Origin of the sequence: Pseudomonas sp. UBA4194, assembly GCF_002379585.1 — a bacterium.
Taxonomy (GTDB): Bacteria; Pseudomonadota; Gammaproteobacteria; order Pseudomonadales; family Pseudomonadaceae; genus Aquipseudomonas.
Genome location: NZ_DFUE01000088.1, coordinates 1 through 24,361 on the forward strand (window position 1 = coordinate 1; position 24,361 = coordinate 24,361).

Sequence of the window (24,361 nt, forward strand, 5' to 3'; positions counted from 1 at the left end):
AAGTTAAAATTGCAGTGCAATTTTTTAACGCTGCTCAGGGTGATTAGCTCAGTTGGTAGAGCGTCTGCCTTACGCGCAGAATGTCGGCGGTTCGAATCCATCATCACCCACCACTCTTTTTAGCGAGTGTCTCTGTAATAAGAGAAGATGCTACGACGACCTAAGCAGCGGTAGTTCAGTTGGTTAGAATACCGGCCTGTCACGCCGGGGGTCGCGGGTTCGAGTCCCGTCCGCTGCGCCATTTTATGTACTGATTCGGTCCGCCGGGTCAGCGTTCAAGAAACTCGAAAGTTCTTGAGCAACCTGTTTCAAACGGACGCAAGTCCGAGCGATACGCAGCGGTAGTTCAGTCGGTTAGAATACCGGCCTGTCACGCCGGGGGTCGCGGGTTCGAGTCCCGTCCGCTGCGCCATATAGAGCTTCGAGGCCCTTGAACTCCTTGAAGCAAACAAAGAGAGCGACCTTCGGGTCGCTTTTTTTGTGGGCGCGATTTGATGTGTCCGTTGTCCAAGGTTGCACCCCACCTTCCAGGTACTGCCCTCGATGAGCACCAAGAACCCCTGTATCAGCGTCTGCAAGTTTACCGACGATACGTGCATCGCCTGCGGTCGCACCAAGCGCGAGTGCAAGGCCTGGAAGAAGATGGACAAGGATGAGCGGCGCGACGTCAACGCCGAGGCCGAGCAGCGCCTGCGGGCGCTGAAAGGCGCCGGTAAGCGGAAAAAGAAATAAGCGCGCAAATATCGGCTAGGCTTGGGTGCGCAACGCTGTGGATGAGCGTATGATTCGCGACCCTCTGGCGCGCCTGCGCCACGAGCAGCATTCAATTCGACCCACCGGGAGGTGCTTACGATGAAAGATCTCGATCAGCAAGACGGCAGCCAGGAAATCGGCCCCGCCGGCGAAAAACTGCAGAAAGTATTGGCCCGTATCGGCGTAGGTTCACGCCGTGACGTCGAGGCGTGGATCAGCGAAGGCCGTATCAAGGTCAACGCCAAGGTCGCGACCCTCGGCCAGCGCGTCGACCTGCACGATGCCATTACCGTCGACGGCAAGGTGATCAAGCGCGAAGAAGCCTCGGAAACCGTGCGCCGCGTCATCATCTACAACAAGCCCGACGGCGAAATCTGCACCCGTGACGACCCGGAAGGTCGCCCGACCGTATTCGATCGCCTGCCGCGCCCACGCGAAGGCCGCTGGATCAACGTCGGCCGCCTGGACATCAACACCACGGGCCTGCTGATGTTCACCACCGACGGTGAGCTGGCCAACCGCCTCATGCACCCCTCGTTCGAAATGGACCGTGAGTACGCCGTGCGTGTACGCGGTGAAGTCGACGACGACATGCTGCTGCGCTTGAAGAATGGCGTGATTCTGGAAGACGGTCCGGCGCGTTTTACCGACATCCAGGAAGCACCGGGCGGCGAAGGCTTCAACCATTGGTACCACTGCGTGGTGATGGAAGGCCGCAACCGTGAAGTGCGCCGTCTGTGGGAATCCCAGGGCTTGGTGGTCAGCCGCCTGAAGCGTGTGCGCTTCGGTCCGGTGTTTCTCAACTCCGACCTGCCCATGGGCCGTTGGCGCGAGCTGACCCAGGGCGAAGTCGACACCCTGAGCGCTGAAGTCGGCCTGGCTGCCGTGGCCATGCCCAGCATGACCACCAAGACCAAGGACAAACTGGAGCGCATGCAGCGCAAATCGTCGCGGCCGATGGGTCGTGGCGAGCGCGTGCGCACCTTGCGTCCTGCTCACGATGGCGCCCCTGCCAGCGAGGAGCGTCCGGCCCGCAAGCCGCGTGGCGATTCGGCTCCGCGCAAGGAAGGCGGTCGTGGCAGTGCCGTGGCCGAGCGTCCGGCGGACATGAACAAGCGTCCTGCCAAGCCGGCTGGGAAGCCAGGTGCCAAGCCTGCGGCCAAGCGTCCGGGTATCAAGCTGGTCGACGACGCGCCTTCGGGCAATCGTCGTGGTCCGGCGGCCGGCACGGGTCAGCGCCCTGGCTTCGGCCGTCGCAAGCCCAAGCCCGAATAAGCAGCCCTGATGTGAAGGAGCGCCAGCCATCGAGCTGGCGTTTCCTTTTGGGGTATCCGTGCGGGCTTATGTGCAAGCCGGTGCTACCCGCGATGGGGGCCTTCACAGACACCCCATCAACCCCCCCGACTCACCGAACAAGTGACACCCTCCGATGACCGAACACACCCAGCTCAAGCGCGGCCTGAAAAACCGCCATATCCAACTGATCGCCCTGGGCGGCGCCATCGGTACCGGGTTGTTCCTGGGCTCGGCCGGCGTGCTGAAATCCGCCGGCCCCTCGATGATCCTGGGCTACGCCATTTGCGGCTTCATTGCTTTTCTGATTATGCGCCAGCTCGGCGAGATGATCGTCGAAGAGCCGGTGGCCGGCTCCTTCAGCCATTTTGCCCATAACTACTGGGGCGGCTTCGCCGGCTTTCTGTCCGGCTGGAACTGCTGGGTGCTGTATATCCTGGTAGGCATGTCCGAGTTGACCGCCGTGGGCAAATACGTGCACTACTGGTGGCCGGAAATACCCACCTGGGTATCGGCGGCGGTGTTCTTCGTGATGATCAATGCCATCAACCTGGCCAACGTCAAAGTCTTCGGCGAGGCCGAGTTCTGGTTCGCCATCATCAAGGTGGCCGCGATCGTTGGCATGATCGCGCTGGGCAGCTATCTGCTGGTCAGCGGCCATGGCGGCCCGCAGGGGTCGGTCAGCAACCTCTGGAGCCACGGCGGTTTCTTTCCGAACGGCGTAAGTGGGCTGGTGATGGCCCTGGCAATCATCATGTTCTCCTTCGGCGGCCTGGAAATGCTCGGCTTCACTGCGGCCGAAGCCGACAGCCCCCGCACGGTGATTCCCAAGGCGATCAACCAGGTGATCTATCGCATTCTGATCTTCTACATCGGCGCTCTGGTGGTGCTGTTGTCGTTGACGCCCTGGGACGCCCTGTTGGGTACCCTCAACGCCTCGGGCGATGCCTACAGCGGCAGCCCGTTCGTGCAGGTGTTCGCCATGCTGGGCAGCGATACGGCCGCTCATGTACTGAATTTCGTGGTGCTGACGGCCGCACTGTCGGTCTACAACAGCGGTACCTATTGCAACAGTCGCATGTTGCTGGGCATGGCTGAACAGGGCGATGCGCCTCGCGCACTGGCCAAGGTCGACAGCCGTGGTGTGCCCGTGCGCGCCTTGCTGGTGTCGGCGGCGATCACGCTGGTGGCCGTAGCGCTGAACTACTTCGTGCCGCAGAACGCCCTCGAAATGCTGATGTCTCTGGTAGTCGCCACCTTGGTGATCAACTGGGCGATGATCAGCTACTCGCACCTCACGTTTCGCCAGCACTTGCGCAGCAAGGGCCAGCAGCCGCTGTTCAAGGCGCTGTGGTACCCCTACGGCAACTACCTGTGCCTGGCGTTCGTGGTGTTCATCCTGGGTATCATGTTGCTGATTCCGGGGATCAATCGCTCGGTCTACGCGATCCCGATCTGGGTGATCGTCATGTGGTTGTGCTACCGCGCCAAGCAACGCAACACCCTGGGCAATCGTTGACAGGCTGATTCACTCCGAGGTCTTAGAGATGCTGGAAATTTCCAATGCCGTTCAGGTGCCCGACGCCGAGATCGAGCTGAGCGCCATCCGTGCCCAGGGTGCGGGTGGACAGAACGTCAACAAGGTTTCCAGCGCGATGCACCTGCGTTTCGATATCAATGCATCGTCCCTGCCGCCGTTCTACAAGGAGCGGCTGCTGGCCTTGCGCGACAGCCGCATCACCGGTGACGGGGTGATCGTGATCAAGGCCCAGCAATACCGGACGCAGGAGCAGAACCGCGCCGATGCCCTGGAACGGCTGCGGGAGTTGATCCTGGCGGCGACCAAGGTCGAGAAGAAGCGCCGCCCCACCAAGCCCACCCTGGGCTCCAAGACACGGCGCCTGGAAGGCAAGACCAAGCGCGGGGCGATCAAGGCCAACCGCGGACGAGTGGATTTCTAGGTCATTGCGCCTTCAGACCAGCTTGTCCTCGGGTGGCGGCAGTTGCGCGGCCTGCTTGTACAGATAGACCGTCAGCCCCAGCCCGGACAGCGCGGCCACCGCGGCAAACAGGAAGATCGAGCTGAAGCCGTAGCCCGACGCGATCGCCCCCGCCACCGGTCCGGTGATGCCCAGCGACATATCGATGAACAGGGAGTAGGCACCCACCGCTGCGCCGCGGCTGGAGGCGGGCACTAGGTTCACGGCTTCCACGCCCAGGGCGGGGAACACCAGGGAAAAGCCGAAGCCGGTCAATGCTGCGCCTGCCAGCGCCAGCTCCTGATTAGGCGCCAGCCATAGCAGCAGCAGCCCCAGGGCTTCCACGCTGAGGCAGGCGATGGCGACGCGAAAGCCGCCAAGCCGGTTGATCAGGTTGCCGAACAGCAAGCGTGCGCAGATGAAGCTGGCACCGAACAGGCTCAAGCACAGCGCGGCGTTGTCCCAATGGTTGCTGGCGTAGTACAGGGTGATGAAGGTGGCGATGGTGCCGAAGCCGATGCCGCCCAGGGCCAGACCGGTACCGTGGGGCAACACCCGGCCCAGCACATGCAGGAAGGGCAGGCGGACGCCTGCGACGATGGCGGCAGCGGTCTTGTTCCAGGCCAGGGCGATACCCAGGCCGGCGAGCAGGATGATGCTGACGCCCATGCTCCACAGTCCCAGGTACTTGACCATGACGACGCCCAGCGGGGCGCCGATCGCCAGCGCCCCGTAGCTGGCAATGCCGTTCCAGGAAATCACCTTGGCGGTATTCGCCGCGCCTACCCGGCCAATGCCCCAGCCGATGGAGCCGGAGCCCACCAGGCTTTCCGCGGCGCCGAGCAGTATGCGCCCCACCAGCAATGTACCCAGGCTGAGCATCGGCCAGCTCTGCAGCCACCCCGACAGTAGCATCAGCACACCGCTGCCGCCGCAGCCGAACAGCCCGTAGATCACCGCTTTCTTGCTGCCCAGGTTGTCGATGATCTTGCTGGCCTGTGGCCGGCTGAGCAGGGTGGCAAGGTATTGCACGCTGATCACCAGGCCCGCGACCACCGCACCGAAGCCCAGGTCGCTGTGGACGTAACCCGGCAGTACCGCCAGGGGGATGCCGATGCTCAGATAGCCGATGAAGGTGAACAGGACAATGGAAACGACTTGCAGCGTGACCGCCAGCGGGCGCTCTGATTGAGGCATGGGTATATCCGGACGAAAAGCGGGGGGAGAGGGCGTGGTGCTTATGATAAAGGCGTGCGCCGGCAAAGTGGGCGGATAACGCGGATTTTATGTTCGCTTGGGACGCAGTCCTGGCGCCTGGAGCGGTGTGGGAATCGGGCCGTTGGCCGCTGCGCTTCCCACGCCGCCTGACAGAGGCGTATCAGCCTTCGCGCTGATCGCTGGGCTTGTCCTTGCTTTCATCGTGGCCATCAGGCTTGTGGCTGGCCGATTGGGTGGGTGCAGGCTGCTGCGGTTGGTGCAGGCTTGGGAAGGGGAGGTTTGGGATTTCGTGCATCTTCTGCGCTCCTCGCAAGTGCTGTTGGGTTGAGTGGACAGCGCCCTGATTGTGTCAGGGCGCGGGCAGGATACCCCAGGTTGCATGACAGTTTGGGGATAATCGACCCGGGTCGCCAGGCAATCCCTAGCCGTTCGAGCACCCATTGCCCATGATCCGGTACTCCAGGATATGCCGCGTGCCCTGGGAATCTTCGTAGGTCATGCGCGCCGGGACCACGGCGCAGACGTTGGGCACATCGCTCTGGGAGATCACTCGGGCAATATCAAGGTGCTGAGCGTAGTCATACTGTTCTACAGCAATGTTCTGGGCAGTTTCAGTTGTCGCTTCCTCGGCCACGGCGATGCTGCTCATGCCAATCAGCGCAAGTACGATCAGGGATTTCATTCAGGTTTACCTGTTTTCTTACAGTCGTGAAGGGGCACGCGACCCTTGTGAGGCCACGTGTGAAGCTTGAGAGTTGGGAAGTTGGGTTCAACGTGCCTTCGTGGGGGCGTGTTGCCAGTGTCGAACCTGTTGCCGTTGCTGGCGAGGTGGATTCTAGGCCTGGGGTCGGCGAGCAAACAGAGCGGGTTTGGATAAACTGTTTTATCGGAAGTAGTAACAATCCGTATCCGGCAGTTTCGACCGGTCGCCCAGCGTTGCTATCGCGCCGGGGCAGGCCGTTACTACCATCGTCGAATGGTTCCGTGGCGCAGATACCCTTACAACACGGTCATACAACAACAACTATCGAACCGAGGTGAGAAAGATGAGTGCGGCTTCCCTGTATCCCGTTCGTCCTGAAGTGGCAGCGACCACCCTGACCGATGAAGCGAACTACAAGGCCATGTACCAGCAGTCAGTCGTCAACCCGGACGGTTTCTGGCGCGAGCAGGCTCAGCGCCTCGATTGGATCAAGCCCTTCACCAAGGTCAAGCAAACCTCGTTCGACGATCACCATGTCGACATCAAGTGGTTCGCCGATGGCACCCTGAACGTTTCCTACAACTGCCTGGATCGCCATCTGGCCGAGCGCGGCGACCAGGTCGCCATCATCTGGGAGGGCGACGACCCTTCCGAAAGCCGTCACATCACCTATCGCCAACTGCATGAAGAAGTCTGCAAGTTTGCCAACGCTCTGCGTGGCCAGGACGTGCACCGCGGCGACGTGGTGACCCTGTACATGCCGATGATCCCCGAGGCGGTGGTGGCCATGCTGGCCTGTACGCGCATCGGCGCGGTGCACTCGGTGGTGTTCGGCGGGTTCTCGCCGGAGGCACTGGCCGGTCGCATCATCGACTGTCAATCCAAGGTGGTCATCACGGCCGACGAAGGCTTGCGCGGCGGCAAGAAGACCGCGCTCAAGGCCAACGTCGACCGCGCCCTGACCAACCCGGAAACCAGCAGCGTGCAGAAAGTCATCGTGTGCAAGCGCACCGGTGGCGACATCGAATGGAACCGCCATCGCGACATCTGGTACCACGCCCTGCTGGAAGTCGCCTCCAGCACCTGCGCGCCCAAGGAGATGGGTGCCGAGGAAGCGCTGTTCATCCTCTACACCTCCGGCTCCACCGGCAAGCCGAAAGGCGTGCTGCACACCACTGGCGGTTACCTGCTGTATGCCGCGTTGACCCATGAACGGGTGTTCGACTACAAGCCCGGCGACATCTACTGGTGCACCGCCGACGTGGGTTGGGTCACCGGCCACAGCTATATCGTCTACGGCCCGCTGGCCAATGGGGCTACCACGCTGCTGTTCGAAGGCGTGCCGAACTACCCCGACATCACCCGCCTGTCCAAGATCATCGACAAGCACAAGGTCAATATCCTCTACACCGCGCCCACCGCCATTCGCTCGATGATGGCCGAGGGCACCAAGGCCGTGGAGGGCGCCGACGGGTCCAGCCTGCGCCTGCTGGGATCGGTGGGTGAGCCGATCAACCCGGAAGCCTGGAGCTGGTACTACAACACCGTGGGCAAGCAGAACTGCCCGATCGTCGACACCTGGTGGCAGACCGAAACCGGCGGCATCCTGATCAGCCCCTTGCCTGGCGCCATTGGCCTCAAGCCTGGCTCGGCGACCAAGCCGTTCTTCGGCGTCGTGCCGGCGCTGGTGGACAACCTGGGCAACCTGATCGAGGGGGCGGCCGAAGGCAATCTGGTCATCCTCGATTCCTGGCCAGGCCAGTCGCGCTCGCTGTACGGCGATCATGACCGCTTCGTCGATACCTACTTCAAGACCTTTCGCGGCATGTACTTCACCGGCGATGGCGCGCGCCGCGACGAGGATGGTTACTACTGGATCACCGGCCGGGTCGACGACGTGCTCAACGTGTCCGGCCACCGCATGGGTACCGCCGAAATCGAAAGCGCCATGGTCGCGCATCCCAAGGTGGCCGAAGCCGCGGTGGTGGGCGTGCCTCACGATCTCAAGGGGCAGGGCATCTATGTCTATGTCACGCTCAATGGCGGTGAAGAGCCCAGCGAAGCGCTGCGCATCGAGCTGAAGAACTGGGTGCGCAAGGAGATCGGTCCGATTGCCTCGCCGGACGTGATTCAGTGGGCGCCAGGATTGCCCAAGACCCGCTCCGGCAAGATCATGCGGCGCATCCTGCGCAAGATCGCCACGTCCGAATACGACGCGCTGGGGGATATTTCGACGCTGGCCGATCCTGGTGTGGTGCAGCACCTGATCGATACCCACAAGGAGATGCAGCGGGCGTCGGCATAGGTCGGTACCGCGGCGATCCCATCGCGGGTAGAACCCGCTCCCACAGGGGGGGCTTCACCGGGGCGGACATCCTGGTGATTCACCTCTATCCCTGTGGGTGTCAACATTGGGTTGATTCACCCCTATCCCTGTGGGGGCCCCAACATTGGGTTGATGCACCTCTATCCCTGTGGGGGCCAACATTGGGTTGATTCACCCCTATCCCTGTGGGGGCCAACATTGGGTTGATGCACCGCTATCCCTGTGGGAGCGGGCTCTGCCCGCGATGGGGCCCAGGAGGCGGGTCGAGATGCCATTTAGTTCATGTCCTTCGGACTGCACCCATTGGCAAACCCTTTCCAGCAACACTGCACTTGCCGTCCCACTTGCCTTTGCCAATAATGGGCGCGCCAATGGCTGTCTCAATGGACTGCGTTGTTCGCTACCCATATCTGCTCAATCCTGTCAACATCCGCTCCGCTTAATCTCGATACTTCTGTAACTAGTTGTCGCATTGAAGAAATATCGACTGACACAACGCCGCTAAAATGCCCTCACTCGCCGGCCCTGGCTCGGCGTCCCCTGTTCCGCCTTACCTTTGCACATTGGGCATTTGCTCGGTCTGCCTATTACTGCCCTTTTTCGCTGGAGCTCACCCGATGAAGAAACTTGCACTGTTTGGCGCGTTGGCGTTGTCCGTGCTGTCCATGTCCGCCTTCGCCGATGAAAAACCGCTGAAGATCGGCATCGAAGCCGCCTACCCACCGTTCGCCTCGAAGGCGCCGGATGGCAGCATCGTGGGCTTTGACTACGACATCGGTAATGCCCTGTGCGCCGAGATGAAGGTCAAGTGCACCTGGGTCGAGCAGGAGTTCGACGGTCTGATCCCGGCGCTGAAAGTGCGCAAGATCGACGCCATTCTGTCGTCGATGTCCATTACCGAAGACCGCAAGAAGTCCGTGGACTTCACCAACAAGTACTACGCCACCCCGGCGCGCCTGGTGATGAAAGAGGGCGTGCAGGTCAGCGACAGCATGGCCGAGCTCAAGGGCAAGAAGATCGGCGTGCAGCGCGGCTCGATCCACGACCGCTACGCCACCGAAGTGCTCAAGCCCCTGGGCGCCGAAGTGATGCCGTACGGCTCGCAGAACGAAATCTATCTGGATGTGGCCGCCGGCCGCCTCGACGGCACCCTGGCTGACGCCACCCTGTTGCAGGACGGTTTCCTCAAGACCGACGCGGGCAAAGGCTACGCTTTCGCAGGCCCGACCGTGACCGATCCGAAATACTTCGGTGACGGCATCGGCATTGCCGTGCGCAAGGGCGACAAGGCCAACCTGGATCGCATCAATGCGGCAATCGCCGCCATTCGCGCCAACGGCGAATACAAGAAGATCCAGGACAAATACTTCGACTTCGACATCTACGGCAAATAAGCCCTCAGACGTCGCAACCGATGGTGCAAACCGCAGGTAGCTGTGGTTTGCACCATTTTTTCATTCTCCGGGCGAGGATATTTTCATGTTGAAAGGCTACGGGGCTGTCATCCTCGATGGCGCTTGGCTGACCCTTGAGCTCGCCTTGTCGTCCATGGCCCTGGCCGTGTTCCTGGGGTTGGTGGGCGTGGCCATGCGCCTGTCGCCCGTGCGTTGGCTGGCGTGGCTGGGCGACCTGTATTCCACCGTGATCCGCGGCATCCCCGACCTGGTGCTTATCCTGCTGATCTTCTATGGCGGCCAGGACATTCTCAATCGCGTTGCCCCGCTGGTGGGCTACGACGACTACATCGATCTCAACCCGTTGGCCGCTGGCATCTTTACCCTGGGCTTCATTTTCGGCGCCTACCTGTCGGAAACCTTTCGCGGTGCCTTCATGGCCATTCCCAAGGGGCAGGCCGAAGCGGGCATGGCCTACGGCATGAGCAGCCTGCAGGTGTTCTTCCGGGTCCTGGTGCCGCAGATGATCCGCCTGGCGATACCCGGCTTTACCAACAACTGGCTGGTGCTGACCAAGGCCACTGCGCTGATCTCGGTGGTGGGCCTGCAGGACATGATGTTCAAGGCCAAGCAGGCGGCCGACGCCACCCGCGAGCCTTTCACGTTCTTCCTCGCCGTGGCGGCCATGTACCTGGTGATCACCAGCGTGTCGCTGCTGATCCTGCGGGCGGTGGAGAAACGCTACTCGGTAGGCGTAAGGGCGGCTGACCTATGATTTTCGATTACAACGTGGTGTGGGACAGCCTGCCGCTGTACTTCAGCGGCATGCTCGAAACCCTGAAACTGCTTGCCCTGTCGTTGGCTTTCGGCCTGATCGCGGCACTGCCGCTGGGTCTGATGCGCGTCTCGAAGAACGTATTCGTCAACGGCGTGGCCTGGCTCTACACCTATGTCATCCGCGGCACACCGATGCTGGTGCAGTTGTTCCTGATCTACTACGGGCTGGCGCAGTTCGAGGCTGTGCGCGAGAGCATCCTGTGGCCGTGGTTGTCCAGCGCGACCTTTTGCGCGTGCCTGGCCTTTGCCATCAATACCAGCGCCTACACTGCCGAAATCATTGCCGGCAGCCTCAAGGCCACGCCGCCTGGCGAGATCGAGGCGGCCCGCGCCATGGGCATGTCCAAAGGCAAGATGTACCGCCGCATCCTGCTGCCCTCGGCCCTGCGCCGGGCACTGCCGCAGTACAGCAACGAGGTGATCATGATGCTGCAGACCACCAGTCTGGCCTCCATCGTGACCCTGATCGACATCACCGGCGCCGCGCGCTCGGTGAACGCTCAGTATTATCTGCCGTTCGAAGCCTATATCACGGCCGGGGTCTTCTACCTGTGCCTGACCTTTATCCTGGTGCGCCTGTTCAAGCTGGCCGAACGCCGCTGGCTGGCCTACCTGGCACCACGCAAGGGCTGAAGCATGCAACGAATCGATCATCCGTTGCCTTGGAGCAGCCTGGGCAGCGAGCGTCAGCTGAGCGTTTTCCGCTTTGGCAATGGCGAGCGCAAAGCCTATATCCAGGCCAGCCTGCACGCCGACGAACTGCCCGGCATGCGCACGGCATGGGAGTTGAAAAAGCGCCTGAGCGCGCTGGAAGCGGCAGGCAGGCTCAAGGGCGTCATCGAGTTGGTGCCGGTGGCCAACCCGCTTGGCCTGGGCCAACTGCTGCAGGGCGCCCATCAGGGCCGATTCGAGTTCGGCAGCGGCAAGAATTTCAATCGCGACTTCTTCGAGCTCAGCGAACCCGTTGCGCAGTCCGTTGAAGGGCGGTTGGGCGATGATCCACGGGCCAATGTCCTGCTGGTGCGTCAGGCCATGCGCGAAGCCCTGGCCGGGCTGCCGCCGGCCGCCAGCCAATTGCAGGGCTTGCAGCGCGTGCTGCTGGCCCAGGCCTGCGACGCCGATGTGGTGCTGGATCTGCACTGTGATGCCGACGCCGCACTGCACATGTATGCCTTGCCACAGCAGTGGCCACAGTGGCGCTCCCTCGCTGCGCACATGAACATGCGCGTGGCGCTGCTGGCCGAAGACTCCGGCGGCAGCTCGTTCGACGAAGCCTGCTCGCTGCCCTGGTTGCGTTTGCAACGGCTGTTTCCCGAGGCGCAATTGCCGCTGGCGTGCCTGGCCACCACCCTGGAGCTGGGTGGTCAGGCCGACACGGGCAAGGAGCAGGCCGAGGCCCATGCCGAAGGCATTCTGGCGTTTCTGGCCGAACAGGGATTGATCGACGGCCAGTGGCCTGTCGCCGCTGACGACACCTGCGAAGCCATGCCCTTGCAAGGCACCGAATTGCTCTACGCGCCGCACCCCGGCGTCATCACTTTTCTGCGTCCAGCGGGCGTCTGGGTCGAGGCTGGCGAACCGCTGTTCGAAGTCATCGATCCGCTGTGCGACCGTGCCAGCGTCGTCTGTGCGGGTACCGCTGGCGTGCTGTTCGCCATTGAACGCCTGCGCTACGCCCAGCCGGGTTTCTGGCTGGCCAAGATCGCCGGACGCCAACCTCTTCGTCATGGGCGCCTGCTCAGTGACTGAACGCTGCTCGAGAACCGAGAACATGTACAAACTTGAAGTCCAGGACTTGCACAAGCGCTATGGCACCCACGAGGTGCTCAAGGGTGTTTCCCTGCAAGCCAAGGCCGGCGATGTGATCAGCATCATTGGCTCCAGCGGTTCCGGCAAAAGCACTTTCCTGCGTTGCATCAATCTGCTGGAGCAGCCGCATGCCGGAAGAATCCTGCTCAACAACGAAGAGCTCAAGCTGGTGCCCGGCAAGGACGGTGCGCTCAAGGCCGCCGACCCCAGGCAGTTGCAGCGGCTGCGCTCGCGCCTGTCGATGGTGTTCCAGCATTTCAATCTGTGGTCGCACATGACGGCCCTGGAAAACATCATCGAAGCGCCCGTGCACGTGCTGGGCATGTCGAAGAAAGAGGCGCTGGAGAAGGCCGAGCACTACCTGGCCAAGGTGGGTGTTGCCCATCGCAAGGATGCCTACCCCGGGCACATGTCCGGCGGCGAGCAGCAGCGAGTGGCGATTGCCCGGGCACTGGCGGTCGAGCCTGAGGTGATGCTGTTCGACGAGCCGACTTCGGCGCTGGACCCGGAACTGGTGGGCGATGTGCTCAAGGTGATGCAGGGCCTGGCCCAGGAAGGGCGGACCATGGTCGTGGTGACGCACGAGATGGGCTTTGCCCGGGAAGTCTCGAATCAGTTGATCTTCCTGCACAAGGGACGCGTGGAAGAGTGCGGCAATCCGCGCGAGGTGCTGGTCAACCCGCAGTCCGAGCGTTTGCAGCAGTTCCTGTCCGGCAGCCTCAAGTGAATGTGGATCGAAATATTTCCGGGGCTGTCGTATCCCCGGTAAACGGGCATGCTTGGCGGATCTTGCCAAGCGTGCCGGATTGGCGCGGCATGCTTTACTGGCAAGGGTGCAATCCAGCATTCAGCTTTTGATACCTAAGGTTTCGGTCCGCATTTCATGACAGTTCAACGAATCGGTTTCCTCTATTGGCCCAGCACCCGAGCCCTGACCCTGGCGCTGGCCGAAGAGGCATTGCGGGTCGCCCAGAAGGTGCACCCGGAGGTGACGTATGAGCTGGCATTCCTGCAGGCCGAACCGCCCACCGAAGGGGGCTGGCAGTTGCCGGGCGAGCCATGGAGCGGGCGCCTGGACGGCTGCCAGAAACTGTTCCTGCTGGCCGATGAGCCGCCAGGTGCGATGACCCCGGCGCTGTCCTCGGCGATCAAGCAGGTGGCCCGCTCCGGTTGTGTGGTCGGTGGGCTGTCGGCGGGTGTCTATCCATTGGCGCAGCTGGGGCTGCTGGACGGTTACAGGGCCGCCGTGCACTGGCGCTGGCAGGATGACTTCGCCGAGCGCTTTCCCAAGGTCATCGCCACCAGCCACCTGTTCGATTGGGACCGCGACCGCATGACCGCTTGCGGCGGGCTGTCGGTGCTCGACCTGCTGTTGGCCGTGCTGGCCCGTGATCATGGCGCCGAGCTGGCGGGCGCCGTCTCGGAGGAGTTGGTGGTGGAGCGTATTCGCGAGGGTGGCGAGCGCCAGCGCATCCCCTTGCAGAACCGCCTGGGGTCCAGCCACCCCAAGCTGACCCAGGCGGTGTTGCTGATGGAGGCCAACATCGAGGAGCCGCTGACCACCGATGAAATCGCCCAGCACGTGTGCGTGTCGCGGCGCCAGTTGGAGCGGATCTTCAAGCAGTACCTGAACCGGGTGCCCAGCCAGTACTACCTGGAGCTGCGCCTGAACAAGGCGCGGCAGATGCTGATGCAGACCAGCAAGTCGATTATCCAGATCGGTTTGTCATGCGGCTTTTCTTCGGGCCCGCATTTTTCCAGCGCCTACCGCAATTTCTTCGGCGCTACGCCGCGGGAAGATCGTAACCAGCGGCGCAGCAGCAGCCCGTTCGAACTGTCGCCGGTGCCTGCGGAGCGGGGGTAGGGTTTTGGGTTCGGTGGTGGATGGTCCCCTCACCCCAGCCCTCTCCCTGAGGGAGAGGGAGCAGTACGATGGCGTTACGGATATAGGTGATTTGCTTTTAGCTCCCTCTCCCTCAGGGAGAGGGCTGGGGTGAGGGGACCATCCACCACAGAACCGAAACCCAACCGCTACAACAATCCCCCATCACCCTGCGCCTTTCTATCCCTATATGTCGCATTCCCGACAACCCCCGTAGAATGCCGGTTTGGCGCTATAACAAGTTGTCGCTTGGCGGCAATGCCGGGCGTGGCCCAATCCTTACAATCCCCCATCGCTTGCCCATTTTTGCGGCGAGCGTTCCTTGACAGGAGACTCCGATGTCCGTTGAGCAAGCCCCCGTGCAACGTGCCGATTTCGACCAGGTGATGGTCCCCAACTATGCCCCGGCCGGGTTCATTCCCGTGCGCGGTGCAGGCTCTCGGGTCTGGGATCAGGCCGGTCGCGAGCTCATCGATTTCTCCGGTGGCATCGCCGTCAACGTGCTGGGCCACGCTCACCCGGCGCTGGTCAGCGCGCTGACCGAGCAGGCCAACAAGCTGTGGCACGTGTCCAACGTATTCACCAACGAACCGACCCTGCGCCTGGCCAGGAAACTGGTCGACGCCACCTTTGCCGACCGGGTGTTCTTCTGCAACTCCGGCGCCGAGGCCAACGAAGCCGCGTTCAAGCTGGCGCGGCGCGTGGCCCACGATAATTTCGGTGCGGACAAGTACGAAATCATCGCCGCCACCAACAGCTTCCACGGTCGTACCCTGTTCACTGTCAGCGTGGGCGGCCAGCCGAAATATTCCGACGGTTTCGGCCCGAAGATCACCGGCATCACCCACGTGCCGTACAACGATCTGGAAGCCCTGAAGGCTGCCATCTCGGACAAGACCTGCGCCGTGGTGCTCGAGCCCATCCAGGGTGAAGGCGGCGTCTTGCCGGCCGACCAGGCTTACCTGGAAGGCGCGCGCGCCCTGTGCGACCAGTTCAACGCACTGCTGGTGTTCGACGAAGTGCAGAGCGGCATGGGCCGCAGCGGCGAGCTGTTTACCTACATGCACTACGGCGTGACGCCGGACATCCTCTCCAGCGCCAAGAGCCTGGGCGGCGGTTTCCCCATCGGCGCCATGCTCACCACCGATGCCCTGGCCAAGCACTTTGCGGTCGGTGTGCATGGCACCACTTACGGCGGCAACCCATTGGCCTGCGCCGTGGCCGAAGCCGTGGTGGATGTGATCAATACCCCAGAAGTGCTGGCCGGGGTCAAAGCCAAGCACCAACGGTTCAAGACCCGCCTGGAGCAGATCGGCCAGCGCTATGGTGTATTCAGTGAAGTGCGCGGCATGGGCCTGCTGATCGGCTGCGTCCTGAGCGATGCCTGGAAAGGCCGCGCCAAGGACTTCTTCAATGCCGCCGAGCAGCATGACCTGATGATCCTGCAGGCCGGGCCCGACGTGGTGCGCTTCGCCCCGAGCCTGGTGGTCGAAGATGCCGACATCGATGCCGGTCTGGACCGTTTCGAGCGCGCCGTGGCGCAACTGACCCAGGCCTGATCGGGCCTGTCTCGCGGCGCAGGCATCCACGCCCTGCGTCGCTCACCTATTCAAGGAGTGACACCATGCTGGTGATGCGCCCTGCGCAAATGGCTGACCTGGCCGAGGTTCAACGCCTGGCCGCCGACAGCCCTATCGGTGTCACCTCTCTGCCGGACGACGCCGGTCGCCTGAGCGACAAGATCGCCAAGTCCGAGGCCTCGTTCGCCGCAGAGGTCAGCTTCAATGGCGAAGAAAGCTATTTCTTCGTCCTCGAGGACCTCGCCGCGGGGCAACTGGTGGGCTGCTCGGCCATCGTTGCCTCGGCAGGCTATTCGGAACCCTTCTACAGCTTTCGCAACGAGACCTTCGTGCATGCCTCGCGCGAGCTGAAGATCCACAACAAGATTCACGTGCTGTCGCAGTGTCACGACCTGACCGGCAACAGCCTTCTGACCAGCTTCTACGTCGTGCCCGAGCTGGTCGGCAGCCCGTGGTCCGAGCTCAACTCGCGAGGCCGGTTGCTGTTCATGGCCAACCACCCGGAACGCTTCGCGGACTCGGTGGTGACCGAGATCGTCGGTCACAGCGACGAGAACGGCGACTCGCCGTTCTGGGACGCCATCGGCCGCAACTTCTTCGACCTCAACTACGCCGAGGCCGAACGTCTGTGCGGGATCAAGAGCCGCACCTTTCTGGCCGAGCTGATGCCGCATTATCCGATCTACGTCCCGTTGTTGCCGGATGAAGCACAGGAGGCCATGGGCCAGGTGCATCCTCGGGCGCAGATCACCTTCGACATCCTAATGCGCGAGGGTTTCGAAACCGATCATTACATCGACATCTTCGACGGCGGCCCGACCTTGCATGCGCGGGTTTCGGGCATTCGCTCCATTGCCCAGAGTCGAGTGGTGCCGGTGAAGCTGGACACTGGTGTCGAGCAACGCATGGCCGGCGGGCGCCAATACCTGGTGTCCAATGGCCTGCTGCAGGACTACCGCGCGGCGTTGCTGGAATTGGATTGGGTGCCCGGCAAGCCGGTGAGCCTGAGCCTGGCCGCGGCCGAAGCGTTGGGTGTGGGCGAGGGCGCCAGTGTGCGTCTGGTTGCGGTTTGACAGCAGGATAGCCAGGTCCCCAAGCCTGGCAGCAAGAGCCGCGGTGGCCACAGGGTCGCCGCTCGAGGAGAAAGCATGATCGTTCGTCCCGTACGCAGCAGCGACCTACCCGCGCTGATCGAGCTGGCGCGCAGCACCGGCACCGGCCTGACCACTTTGCCGGCCAACGAAGAGCGCCTGGCGCATCGGGTCGGCTGGGCGGAGAAGACCTTCCGTGGCGAAGCCCAGCGCGGCGACACCGATTATCTATTCGTCCTCGAAGACGACGACGCTCAGGTGGTGGGCATCTCGGCCATCGCCGGCGCCGTGGGCCAGCGCGAGCCTTGGTACAACTACCGGGTGGGTCTTACCGTCAGCGCCTCTCAGGAGCTGAACATCTATCGGGAAATCCCGACGCTGTTCCTGGCCAACGACCTGACCGGCAACTCGGAGCTGTGCTCGCTGTTCCTGCGCGACGGCTATCGCAAGGGGCTCAATGGTCGCCTGCTGGCCAAGGCGCGGTTGCTGTTCATCGCCGAATTCCCCCAGTTGTTCGGCCGCAAGGTCATCGCCGAGATGCGCGGTATTTCCGACGCCAATGGCCGTTCGCCGTTCTGGGAAAGCCTGGGCCGGCACTTCTTCAAGATGGAGTTCAGCCAGGCCGACTACCTGACCGGTGTTGGCAACCGGGCTTTCATCGCTGAGCTGATGCCCAAGTTTCCCCTGTACAGCTGCTTCCTGTCGGAAGCGGCGCGCAGTGTCATCGGCCAGGTGCATCCCGACACCGAACCGGCGCTCACCATGCTCAAGGCCGAGGGCTTTCGCTATCAGGGCTACGTCGACATTTTCGATGCCGGCCCGGCCGTGGAGTGTGAAACCAGCAAGATCCGTGCAGTGCACGACAGCCAGACGCTGGTGCTGGCCATTGGCACCCCGGGGGACGACGCCCCACCGTTTCTCATCCATAACCGCAAGCGCGAGGAGTGCCGCATCACTGCCGCGCCTGCGCGCTTTGCCTCGGGCACGCTGGTGGTCGACCCGCTGACCGCCAAGCGCCTGCAGCTCAACGCCGGTGATCAGGTGCGCGCGGTGCCCCTGGCGCCCCCAGCGCGGGAGGTGCTGTGATGAGCAGCTTGTACATCGATGGGCAGTGGACCCAAGGCCTGGGGCCTACTTTCACCTCACTGAACCCGGTCGGTCAGGCCATCGTCTGGCAAGGTGCTGCGGCCAGCAGCGAGCAGGTCGATCAGGCCGTGCAGGCTGCGCGCAAGGCTTTCCCCGCTTGGGCCAGCCAACCCCTGGAAGCGCGTATCTCCGTATTGGAAGCCTTTGCCGCCAGGCTCAAGGCTCGCGCCGACGAGCTGGCGCGCTGCATTGGCGAGGAAACCGGCAAGCCGCTCTGGGAAGCGGCCACCGAAATCACCAGCATGGCCAACAAGGTTGCCATTTCGGTACAGAGCTACCGGGAGCGCACGGGCGAGAAGAGCGGCCCGATGGCCGACGCCACGGCGGTGCTGCGGCACAAGCCGCACGGTGTGGTAGCGGTATTCGGCCCCTACAATTTCCCCGGTCACTTGCCCAATGGACATATCGTTCCGGCCCTGTTGGCCGGCAACTGCGTGCTGTTCAAACCCAGCGAGCTGACGCCCAGGGTCGCCGAGCTGACCCTTGAGTGCTGGAACGAGGCGGGGCTGCCTGCTGGCGTGCTCAACCTCCTGCAGGGCGCGCGGGACACCGGCATTGCCCTGGCTGCCCACAGCGGTCTGGATGGGCTGTTCTTCACCGGTTCCAGCCGCACCGGCAACGCCTTGCATCAGCAATTTTCCGGGCGTCCCGACAAGATCCTGGCTTTGGAAATGGGTGGCAACAACCCGCTGCTGGTGGAGCAGGTCGAGGATGTCGATGCAGCGGTGTACACCATTATTCAGTCGGCATTCATTTCCGCTGGCCAACGCTGCACCTGTGCGCGGCGTCTGCTCGTACCCGAAGGCCCATGGGGCGATCGCCTGCTCGAGCGCCTGGTGCAAGTGTGTGCGGCCCTGGAAGTGGGCGAGTTCGACCGTCAGCCGGCGCCTTTCATGGGTGCGGTCATTTCGCTGGAGGCAGCCCGGGCACTGCTCGCTGCACAGCAGCAGATGCTCGCCAACGGCGCGGTCAGCCTGCTCACCATGGCCCAGCCGCGGGCCGATGCCGCGCTGCTGACGCCCGGGCTGATCGACGTCACCGCCATGCCCGAGCGCAGCGACGAAGAGCTGTTCGGGCCTTTGCTGCAAGTGCTGCGCTACAGCGATTTCGACGCCGCCATCGACGAAGCCAACAACACCCGCTATGGCTTGGCCGCAGGGCTGTTGTCCGACTCCGAGCAGCGCTACCAGCAGTTCTGGCTGCGCAGCCGGGCCGGTATCGTCAACTGGAACAAGCAACTGACCGGTGCCGCGAGCACCGCGCCCTTCGGCGGTGTCGGCGCTTCGGGCAACCATCGCGCCAGCGCCTATTACGCGGCGGACTATTGTGCCTACCCGGTGGCCTCGCTGGAGGCGCCCACCGTGACCTTGCCCGCTAGCCTCAGCCCTGGCATCACGCTGTAACGCAATGCATAACAACCAGATCCGCGGAGCCGAGCCGATGAAATCCTGTGAAGTGAACTTTGATGGTCTGGTGGGACCGACCCACAACTACGGCGGCTTGTCGTACGGCAACGTAGCCTCGCAGAGCAATAGCCAGCAGGGCTCGAACCCTCGCGAAGCGGCGCGTCAGGGCCTGGCCAAGATGAAAGCGCTGATGGAGCTGGGCTTTACCCAAGGCGTCCTGGCCCCGCAGGAACGCCCGGACGTCGCCGCGCTGCGCCAGCTCGGTTTCAGCGGCAGCGACGCCCAGGTGATCGAGCGCGCGGCCAGGCAAGCGATGCCGCTGCTGGTCGCCAGTTGCTCGGCGTCGAGCATGTGGGTGGCCAATGCCGCCACCGTGAGCCCGAGCGCCGACACCGCCGACGGTCGCGTGCATTTCACTGCTGCCAACCTGAACTGCAAGTTTCACCGCAGCATCGAACATCCCACCACCAGCCGCGTGCTGCAGGCGATGTTCGCCAGCGAACAGCACTTTGCCCACCACGCGGCCCTGCCGGCGGTGGCGCAGTTCGGCGACGAAGGCGCGGCCAATCACACGCGCTTTTGCCGTGACTACGGCGAGCCGGGCGTGGAGTTTTTCGTGTACGGCCGCAGCGCCTTCGACGCCCGCGTTCCAGCCCCGCAGAAATACCCGGCGCGCCAGACCCTGGAAGCGTCCCAGGCGGTCGTGCGCTTGCACGGGCTGAGCGAAGACGGCGTGGTGCTGGCCCAGCAGAATCCGACGGTGATCGACCAGGGCGTGTTCCACAATGACGTGATCGCCGTCGGCAACGGCGAGTTGCTGTTCCATCACCAGGACGCCTTTCTCGACAGTGATGCGGTGATGGCCCAGTTGCAGGCCAAGCTGGCCCGCCGTGGCGGCCGGTTTCAGGCCGTGTGCGTACCCCGCGCCGAGGTGGCGGTGGAAGACGCCGTACGCACTTACCTGTTCAACAGCCAACTGCTGAGCCGCGCCGATGGTTCGATGTTGCTGGTAGTGCCAGAGGAGTGCCGGGCCAATCCGCGGGTGTGGGCGTATCTGGAAGGCCTGACCACCCAGGCGGGCCCGATCGGTGAAGTGAAGGTGTTCGACCTCAAGCAAAGCATGCAGAATGGCGGCGGGCCGGCTTGCCTGCGCCTGCGTGTGGCGCTCAGGCACGACGAGCTGGCGGCGGTGAACCCCGCCGTGATCCTCACCCCCAAGCTGTATGACACCCTGACCCTGTGGGTCGACAAGCATTACCGCGACCGCTTGGCCGAAACCGACCTGGCGGACCCGCAATTACTCATCGAATGCCGCACGGCACTGGATGAACTGAGCCAGATCCTGGCATTGGGCTCGGTGTACCCGTTCCAACTTTAAACGACTTGTGAGAATACGATTATGTCCGACGCCCTGCGATTGATCCTTGAAGACACCGACGGCACTCAGCTGGAAACCTCTTGCACGCGCTTCTGCGTGGTCTGGCAGGGCAAGGAAGTGTGGATTCAGCACGATGGTCGTGGCCAGTTGCTGATCGGCGTCGACGTCGAGGAAGGCGACGCCGAGTACGCCAACCTGCTGCTGCGCCCGTTGGCCACAAACCTGGTCAGCCTGCAGCTGGAGATGGAACCGGCCGACGCTGGCGCCGATGAAGAAGACGGCCACGTGCATGGTCCGGACTGCAACCACTAAGGCAACACTCGCTCAAGGACGCTGCCTATGCTGGCCCTCGGCAAACTGCTTGAATTGACGCTCGCTGGCCGAGAGCCCGCGCAGCAGACGCAAATGACCGTTAGCGGCGTACGCCTGCGTTGGTTGGGCGAGGGCGCACTGGAAGTGCGCCCACCCGAAGGCTCGGACACTGGCCTGGACCTGCTTCTTTCAGCCGGCATCCACGGCAACGAAACTGCGCCCATCGAGCTGCTCGACGAATTGATTCATCAGATTGCCCGCGGCCACCTCAAGCCGCGGGCACGTATCCTGTTTCTGTTCGGCAACCCTGACGCTATTCGTCGTGGCGTGCGCTACGTCGAGCAGGACGTCAACCGCCTGTTCAATGGGCGCCACGCGCTGTCCAGCGGACGTGAAGCGTTGCGCGCCTGCGAGCTGGAACGGTTGGCGACGGCGTTCTTCAGTGTGATGGGGCGCACGCGCCTGCACTATGACCTGCACACGGCGATCCGCGGCTCGAAGATCGAACAGTTTGCCCTGTACCCGTTCCATCCAGACCGGGCGCACAGCCGTGCCGAACTGGCCCGCCTGCAGGCGGCGGGCATGCAGGCGGTGCTGCTGCAGAACCGCTCATCCATCACCTTCAGCGCCTTTACCTACGAGCAACTGGGCGCCGAGGCCTTTACCCTGGAGCTGGGCAAGGCGCGGCCATTCGGGCAGAACGCCGAGGTGGATCTGAGCCGTTTGCACGTCCGGCTGCAACACATCATCGAAGGCACTGAACCGGCTGCCGATGAGGCGCTGACCCAGATGGCGGTGTTCAACGTGGCGCGAGAAGTGATCAAGTACAGCGATGCATTTCGCCTGTATCTGCGTGACGATGTGGAGAATTTTTCCGAGCTGGAAGAGGGCTATCTGCTGGCTGAGGACAGCGATGGACGGCGGTTCGTGGTGGAGGAGCAGGGGGCGCGGATCATCTTTCCCAATCCACGGGTGGCCAATGGGTTGAGGGCGGGGATTGTGATAGTGCCGGCGGGGTAGGGGGCTGTCTTGGGGATCGGCGGTGAATGGTCCCCTCACCCCAGCCCTCTCCCTGAGGGAGAGGGAGCCGAACATCGACAGCCGCCCCACCGCGCTCCGCTTTTAGCTCCCTCTCCCTCAGGGCGATACGGCGGCCCGGGAGGGCTGGGGTGAGGGGACCATCCACCACAAATCCCCAACCCCGCCGCCGCTGTTAAACCGCCACCTTCTGCTGCACCTGCAACCGACGCAACCCACGCACCTTCTGCACGGTGTCAGCCACGGTCCGCGCCGCTTCGGCACCCTTGTGCAGGAAATGATTGAAGAAATACGTGTGATGTTGTTCGCCATCGTGGAAGTGGTGCGGCGTCAGAACCACCGAGAACACCGGCACTTCGGTTTCCAGCTGCACCTGCATCAGGGCGCTGACCACCGATTGGGCGACGAACTCGTGGCGGTAGATGCCACCATCCACCACCAGGGCGGCGCCGACCACGGCCGCATAGCGACCGGTCTTGGCCAGCAGCTTGGCGTGCAGCGGAATCTCGAAGGCGCCACCAACCTCATAGAAGTCGATATCACTTTCCTGGTAGCCCTGCGCGGCCATCTCTTCGACGAAGCCTTTACGGCTCTGATCAACAATATCCTTGTGCCAGCAGGCCTGAACGAAGGCGATACGCTCGTAGGTATGGCTCTTGCTGTCGATTGCGGTGGGTTGCATCTACGTTGACTCCTGTTTCAAGAAAAAAAACAGGGCATGTGGATCGAATGGGATCTGGGGTGCGTGCGCGTGGCACGGCCCTGCGTTGGCCTTGTATAGGTGTCGCAATCCCGTTCTCTCTTCATCCGGACTATGACCGTCGGCCCCGGAATCACACCGGGTCTGCTGACCTTGCAAGGCTGTTGCCAACCCGGCAAGCGCTCGCGGGCTAGACGCATTGCGCGTCATTACCGCCGGTGGGGAGTTGCACCCCGCCCTGAGAACGTGTGCCGCCCATGGGGGGCAGCGAGGGTTTTGTAACATATTTCCGGCACAAGTGAATAGCAGGCTTAGTAATTGTTTCGAGCTGTTACTCTTGATTCAGCAGCCCGCAATCCGCAGTAATAGAGTCTGACTCCGACCTCTGAGGCCCCCATGTCCGTTATCGACCTGCGCAGCGACACCGTCACCCAGCCTACCCCCGGTATGCTTGCCGCCATGCACGCAGCACCCACCGGCGATGACGTCTACGGTGAGGACCCGACGGTCAACCGTCTGGAAGCCGAACTCGCTGCGCGTCTGGGCTTTGCGGCGGGGCTGTTCGTGCCCAGCGGCACCATGAGCAACCTGCTGGGCTTGATGGCGCACTGCGAGCGGGGCGAGGAGTACATCGTGGGGCAGCAGGCCCACACCTATAAATACGAGGGAGGTGGCGCCGCCGTATTGGGCTCGATCCAGCCCCAGCCACTGGAGTTCCAGGCCGATGGCAGCCTGGATCTGGCGCAGGTAGAGGCGGCCATCAAGCCCGACGACTTCCACTTCGCCCGCACCCGCCTGCTGGCGCTGGAAAACACCATGCAAGGCAAGGTGCTGCCCTTGAGCTACCTGGCCCAGGCCCGTCGCTTCACCCGTGAGCGCGGTCTGGAGCTGCATCTGGATGGCGCGCGGCTGTACAACGCCGCGGTCAAGCTGGGCGTCGATGCCAAGGAGATCACCCAGCACTTCGACTCGGTGTCGGTGTGCCTGTCCAAAGGGCTCGGCGCCCCGGTGGGTTCGGTGCTGCTTGGCAGTCGGGCGTACATCGCCAAGGCGCGGCGCTTGCGCAAGATGGTCGGCGGCGGCATGCGCCAGGCCGGCATCCTCGCCGCAGCCGGGCTGTATGCCCTGGAGCACCAGGTGGCGCGCCTGGCCGAAGATCATCGCAATGCCGCGCAACTGGCCGATGGGCTCACGGCCCTGGGCTACGTCGTGGATCCGGTGCAGACCAATATGGTCTATGTGCAACTGGACCAGCGCGCCACCGCCTGCAAAGCCTTCGCGGCCGAGCGCGGCGTGGTCTTGAGTGCCGCGCCGCGGTTGCGCATGGTCACCCATCTGGATGTTTCCAGCGCACAGATCGAGCAGGTCGTCGGCGTATTTGCCGATTTCGCCCGCCAGTAGGCCGTTTGCTGTCCAATTGAGTCGATCAATCGTATAAACACACTGTACCCAGGCCGCAGGGCCTATATAATGCGGCCCTTTGCCGTCGTATCGTCAGTTTGACGTGCGCACTGGC

At 62.9% G+C, this 24,361-nt stretch carries 23 protein-coding genes, 3 tRNA genes and 1 riboswitch; of the genes, 22 read left to right on the forward strand and 4 right to left on the reverse strand.

The window, feature by feature from the left end; translation table 11 throughout:
* Window positions 1-37: 37 nt before the first annotated feature.
* From B3397_RS21560 to arfB, 7 genes are all read left to right on the forward strand, one after another.
* A tRNA-Val gene (locus B3397_RS21560) sits at window positions 38-113 on the forward strand.
* Between the two features lie 51 nt (window positions 114-164).
* Window positions 165-241, forward strand: a tRNA-Asp gene (locus tag B3397_RS21565).
* A gap of 94 nt (window positions 242-335) precedes the next feature.
* A tRNA-Asp gene (locus B3397_RS21570) sits at window positions 336-412 on the forward strand.
* A gap of 131 nt (window positions 413-543) precedes the next feature.
* The gene (locus B3397_RS21575; protein ID WP_296253883.1) at window positions 544-732 is read left to right on the forward strand and encodes a DUF1289 domain-containing protein; all 189 of its coding nucleotides are present in this window, start codon (window positions 544-546) and stop codon (window positions 730-732) included.
* Between the two features lie 120 nt (window positions 733-852).
* Window positions 853-2,028 (forward strand): 23S rRNA pseudouridine(2605) synthase RluB, encoded by a 1,176-nt coding sequence (gene rluB / locus B3397_RS21580; protein ID WP_296253884.1) that lies wholly within the window; start codon window positions 853-855, stop codon window positions 2,026-2,028.
* A 154-nt stretch (window positions 2,029-2,182) separates the two neighbouring features.
* Window positions 2,183-3,565 (forward strand): amino acid permease, encoded by a 1,383-nt coding sequence (locus B3397_RS21585; RefSeq protein WP_296253886.1) that lies wholly within the window; start codon window positions 2,183-2,185, stop codon window positions 3,563-3,565.
* 28 nt (window positions 3,566-3,593) lie between these two features.
* Window positions 3,594-4,007, forward strand: a complete 414-nt coding sequence (gene arfB, locus B3397_RS21590; protein WP_296253888.1) for an alternative ribosome rescue aminoacyl-tRNA hydrolase ArfB — start codon at window positions 3,594-3,596, stop codon at window positions 4,005-4,007.
* 12 nt (window positions 4,008-4,019) lie between these two features.
* Here the strand turns inward: arfB and B3397_RS21595 are convergent, their stop codons facing one another.
* The 3 genes from B3397_RS21595 to B3397_RS21605 all read right to left on the reverse strand — a co-directional run bounded on the left by B3397_RS21595 (window position 4,020) and on the right by B3397_RS21605 (window position 5,925).
* Window positions 4,020-5,222, reverse strand: coding sequence for an MFS transporter (locus B3397_RS21595; protein ID WP_296253889.1), 1,203 nt, complete (start codon window positions 5,220-5,222; stop codon window positions 4,020-4,022).
* Window positions 5,223-5,403: 181 nt separating this feature from the next.
* The gene (locus B3397_RS21600; RefSeq protein WP_296253890.1) at window positions 5,404-5,538 is read right to left on the reverse strand and encodes a hypothetical protein; all 135 of its coding nucleotides are present in this window, start codon (window positions 5,536-5,538) and stop codon (window positions 5,404-5,406) included.
* 126 nt (window positions 5,539-5,664) lie between these two features.
* The gene (locus B3397_RS21605; RefSeq protein WP_296253892.1) at window positions 5,665-5,925 is read right to left on the reverse strand and encodes a DUF2790 domain-containing protein; all 261 of its coding nucleotides are present in this window, start codon (window positions 5,923-5,925) and stop codon (window positions 5,665-5,667) included.
* A 364-nt stretch (window positions 5,926-6,289) separates the two neighbouring features.
* Here B3397_RS21605 and acs point away from each other — a divergent pair, with 364 nt between their 5' ends.
* The 14 genes from acs to astE all read left to right on the forward strand — a co-directional run bounded on the left by acs (window position 6,290) and on the right by astE (window position 22,127).
* Window positions 6,290-8,251 (forward strand): acetate--CoA ligase, encoded by a 1,962-nt coding sequence (gene acs / locus B3397_RS21610; RefSeq protein WP_296253893.1) that lies wholly within the window; start codon window positions 6,290-6,292, stop codon window positions 8,249-8,251.
* 638 nt (window positions 8,252-8,889) lie between these two features.
* On the forward strand, window positions 8,890-9,666 hold the full coding sequence (locus B3397_RS21615; RefSeq protein ID WP_296253895.1) for an ABC transporter substrate-binding protein: 777 nt from the start codon (window positions 8,890-8,892) through the stop codon (window positions 9,664-9,666).
* An 85-nt stretch (window positions 9,667-9,751) separates the two neighbouring features.
* Window positions 9,752-10,441 carry an ABC transporter permease gene (locus tag B3397_RS21620; protein WP_296253897.1) on the forward strand — a complete coding sequence of 230 codons (690 nt, stop codon included), beginning with the start codon at window positions 9,752-9,754 and terminating at the stop codon, window positions 10,439-10,441.
* Entirely contained in the window at window positions 10,438-11,136 is a 699-nt protein-coding gene (locus B3397_RS21625) for an ABC transporter permease (protein ID WP_296253899.1), read from the forward strand. The genes B3397_RS21620 and B3397_RS21625 overlap by 4 nt, the downstream gene beginning before the upstream one ends.
* Window positions 11,137-11,139: 3 nt before the next feature.
* The gene (locus tag B3397_RS21630; RefSeq protein WP_296253901.1) at window positions 11,140-12,252 is read left to right on the forward strand and encodes a succinylglutamate desuccinylase/aspartoacylase family protein; all 1,113 of its coding nucleotides are present in this window, start codon (window positions 11,140-11,142) and stop codon (window positions 12,250-12,252) included.
* A gap of 22 nt (window positions 12,253-12,274) precedes the next feature.
* Complete coding sequence (locus B3397_RS21635; protein ID WP_296253903.1) at window positions 12,275-13,039, forward strand: ABC transporter ATP-binding protein; 765 nt, start codon at window positions 12,275-12,277, stop codon at window positions 13,037-13,039.
* Between the two features lie 156 nt (window positions 13,040-13,195).
* Window positions 13,196-14,176: a transcriptional regulator ArgR gene (argR, locus tag B3397_RS21640; protein ID WP_296253905.1), complete on the forward strand. Its 981-nt coding sequence runs from the start codon at window positions 13,196-13,198 to the stop codon at window positions 14,174-14,176.
* Between the two features lie 356 nt (window positions 14,177-14,532).
* The gene (locus B3397_RS21645; protein ID WP_296253906.1) at window positions 14,533-15,753 is read left to right on the forward strand and encodes an aspartate aminotransferase family protein; all 1,221 of its coding nucleotides are present in this window, start codon (window positions 14,533-14,535) and stop codon (window positions 15,751-15,753) included.
* Window positions 15,754-15,818: 65 nt separating this feature from the next.
* Window positions 15,819-16,847: an arginine/ornithine succinyltransferase subunit alpha gene (aruF, locus tag B3397_RS21650; protein ID WP_296253908.1), complete on the forward strand. Its 1,029-nt coding sequence runs from the start codon at window positions 15,819-15,821 to the stop codon at window positions 16,845-16,847.
* A 75-nt stretch (window positions 16,848-16,922) separates the two neighbouring features.
* Window positions 16,923-17,951: an arginine N-succinyltransferase gene (gene astA / locus B3397_RS21655; RefSeq protein ID WP_296253911.1), complete on the forward strand. Its 1,029-nt coding sequence runs from the start codon at window positions 16,923-16,925 to the stop codon at window positions 17,949-17,951.
* A complete protein-coding gene (gene astD, locus B3397_RS21660; RefSeq protein WP_296253913.1) occupies window positions 17,948-19,414 on the forward strand; it encodes a succinylglutamate-semialdehyde dehydrogenase in 1,467 nt (488 codons plus the stop codon). The genes astA and astD overlap by 4 nt, the downstream gene beginning before the upstream one ends.
* 37 nt (window positions 19,415-19,451) lie before the next feature.
* The gene (gene astB / locus B3397_RS21665) at window positions 19,452-20,795 is read left to right on the forward strand and encodes an N-succinylarginine dihydrolase (RefSeq protein WP_296253915.1); all 1,344 of its coding nucleotides are present in this window, start codon (window positions 19,452-19,454) and stop codon (window positions 20,793-20,795) included.
* Window positions 20,796-20,816: 21 nt separating this feature from the next.
* Window positions 20,817-21,107 carry a topoisomerase II gene (locus B3397_RS21670; protein WP_296253918.1) on the forward strand — a complete coding sequence of 97 codons (291 nt, stop codon included), beginning with the start codon at window positions 20,817-20,819 and terminating at the stop codon, window positions 21,105-21,107.
* 27 nt (window positions 21,108-21,134) lie between these two features.
* Window positions 21,135-22,127 carry a succinylglutamate desuccinylase gene (gene astE / locus B3397_RS21675; protein WP_296253921.1) on the forward strand — a complete coding sequence of 331 codons (993 nt, stop codon included), beginning with the start codon at window positions 21,135-21,137 and terminating at the stop codon, window positions 22,125-22,127.
* Window positions 22,128-22,320: 193 nt separating this feature from the next.
* Here the strand turns inward: astE and B3397_RS21680 are convergent, their stop codons facing one another.
* On the reverse strand, window positions 22,321-22,827 hold the full coding sequence (locus tag B3397_RS21680) for a 6,7-dimethyl-8-ribityllumazine synthase (RefSeq protein WP_296253923.1): 507 nt from the start codon (window positions 22,825-22,827) through the stop codon (window positions 22,321-22,323).
* A 108-nt stretch (window positions 22,828-22,935) separates the two neighbouring features.
* Window positions 22,936-23,095: riboswitch (FMN riboswitch) on the reverse strand.
* A 146-nt stretch (window positions 23,096-23,241) separates the two neighbouring features.
* Between B3397_RS21680 and ltaE the strand changes: the two genes are divergently transcribed.
* Window positions 23,242-24,246 carry a low-specificity L-threonine aldolase gene (gene ltaE, locus B3397_RS21685; RefSeq protein WP_296253926.1) on the forward strand — a complete coding sequence of 335 codons (1,005 nt, stop codon included), beginning with the start codon at window positions 23,242-23,244 and terminating at the stop codon, window positions 24,244-24,246.
* Window positions 24,247-24,361: the final 115 nt, after the last annotated feature.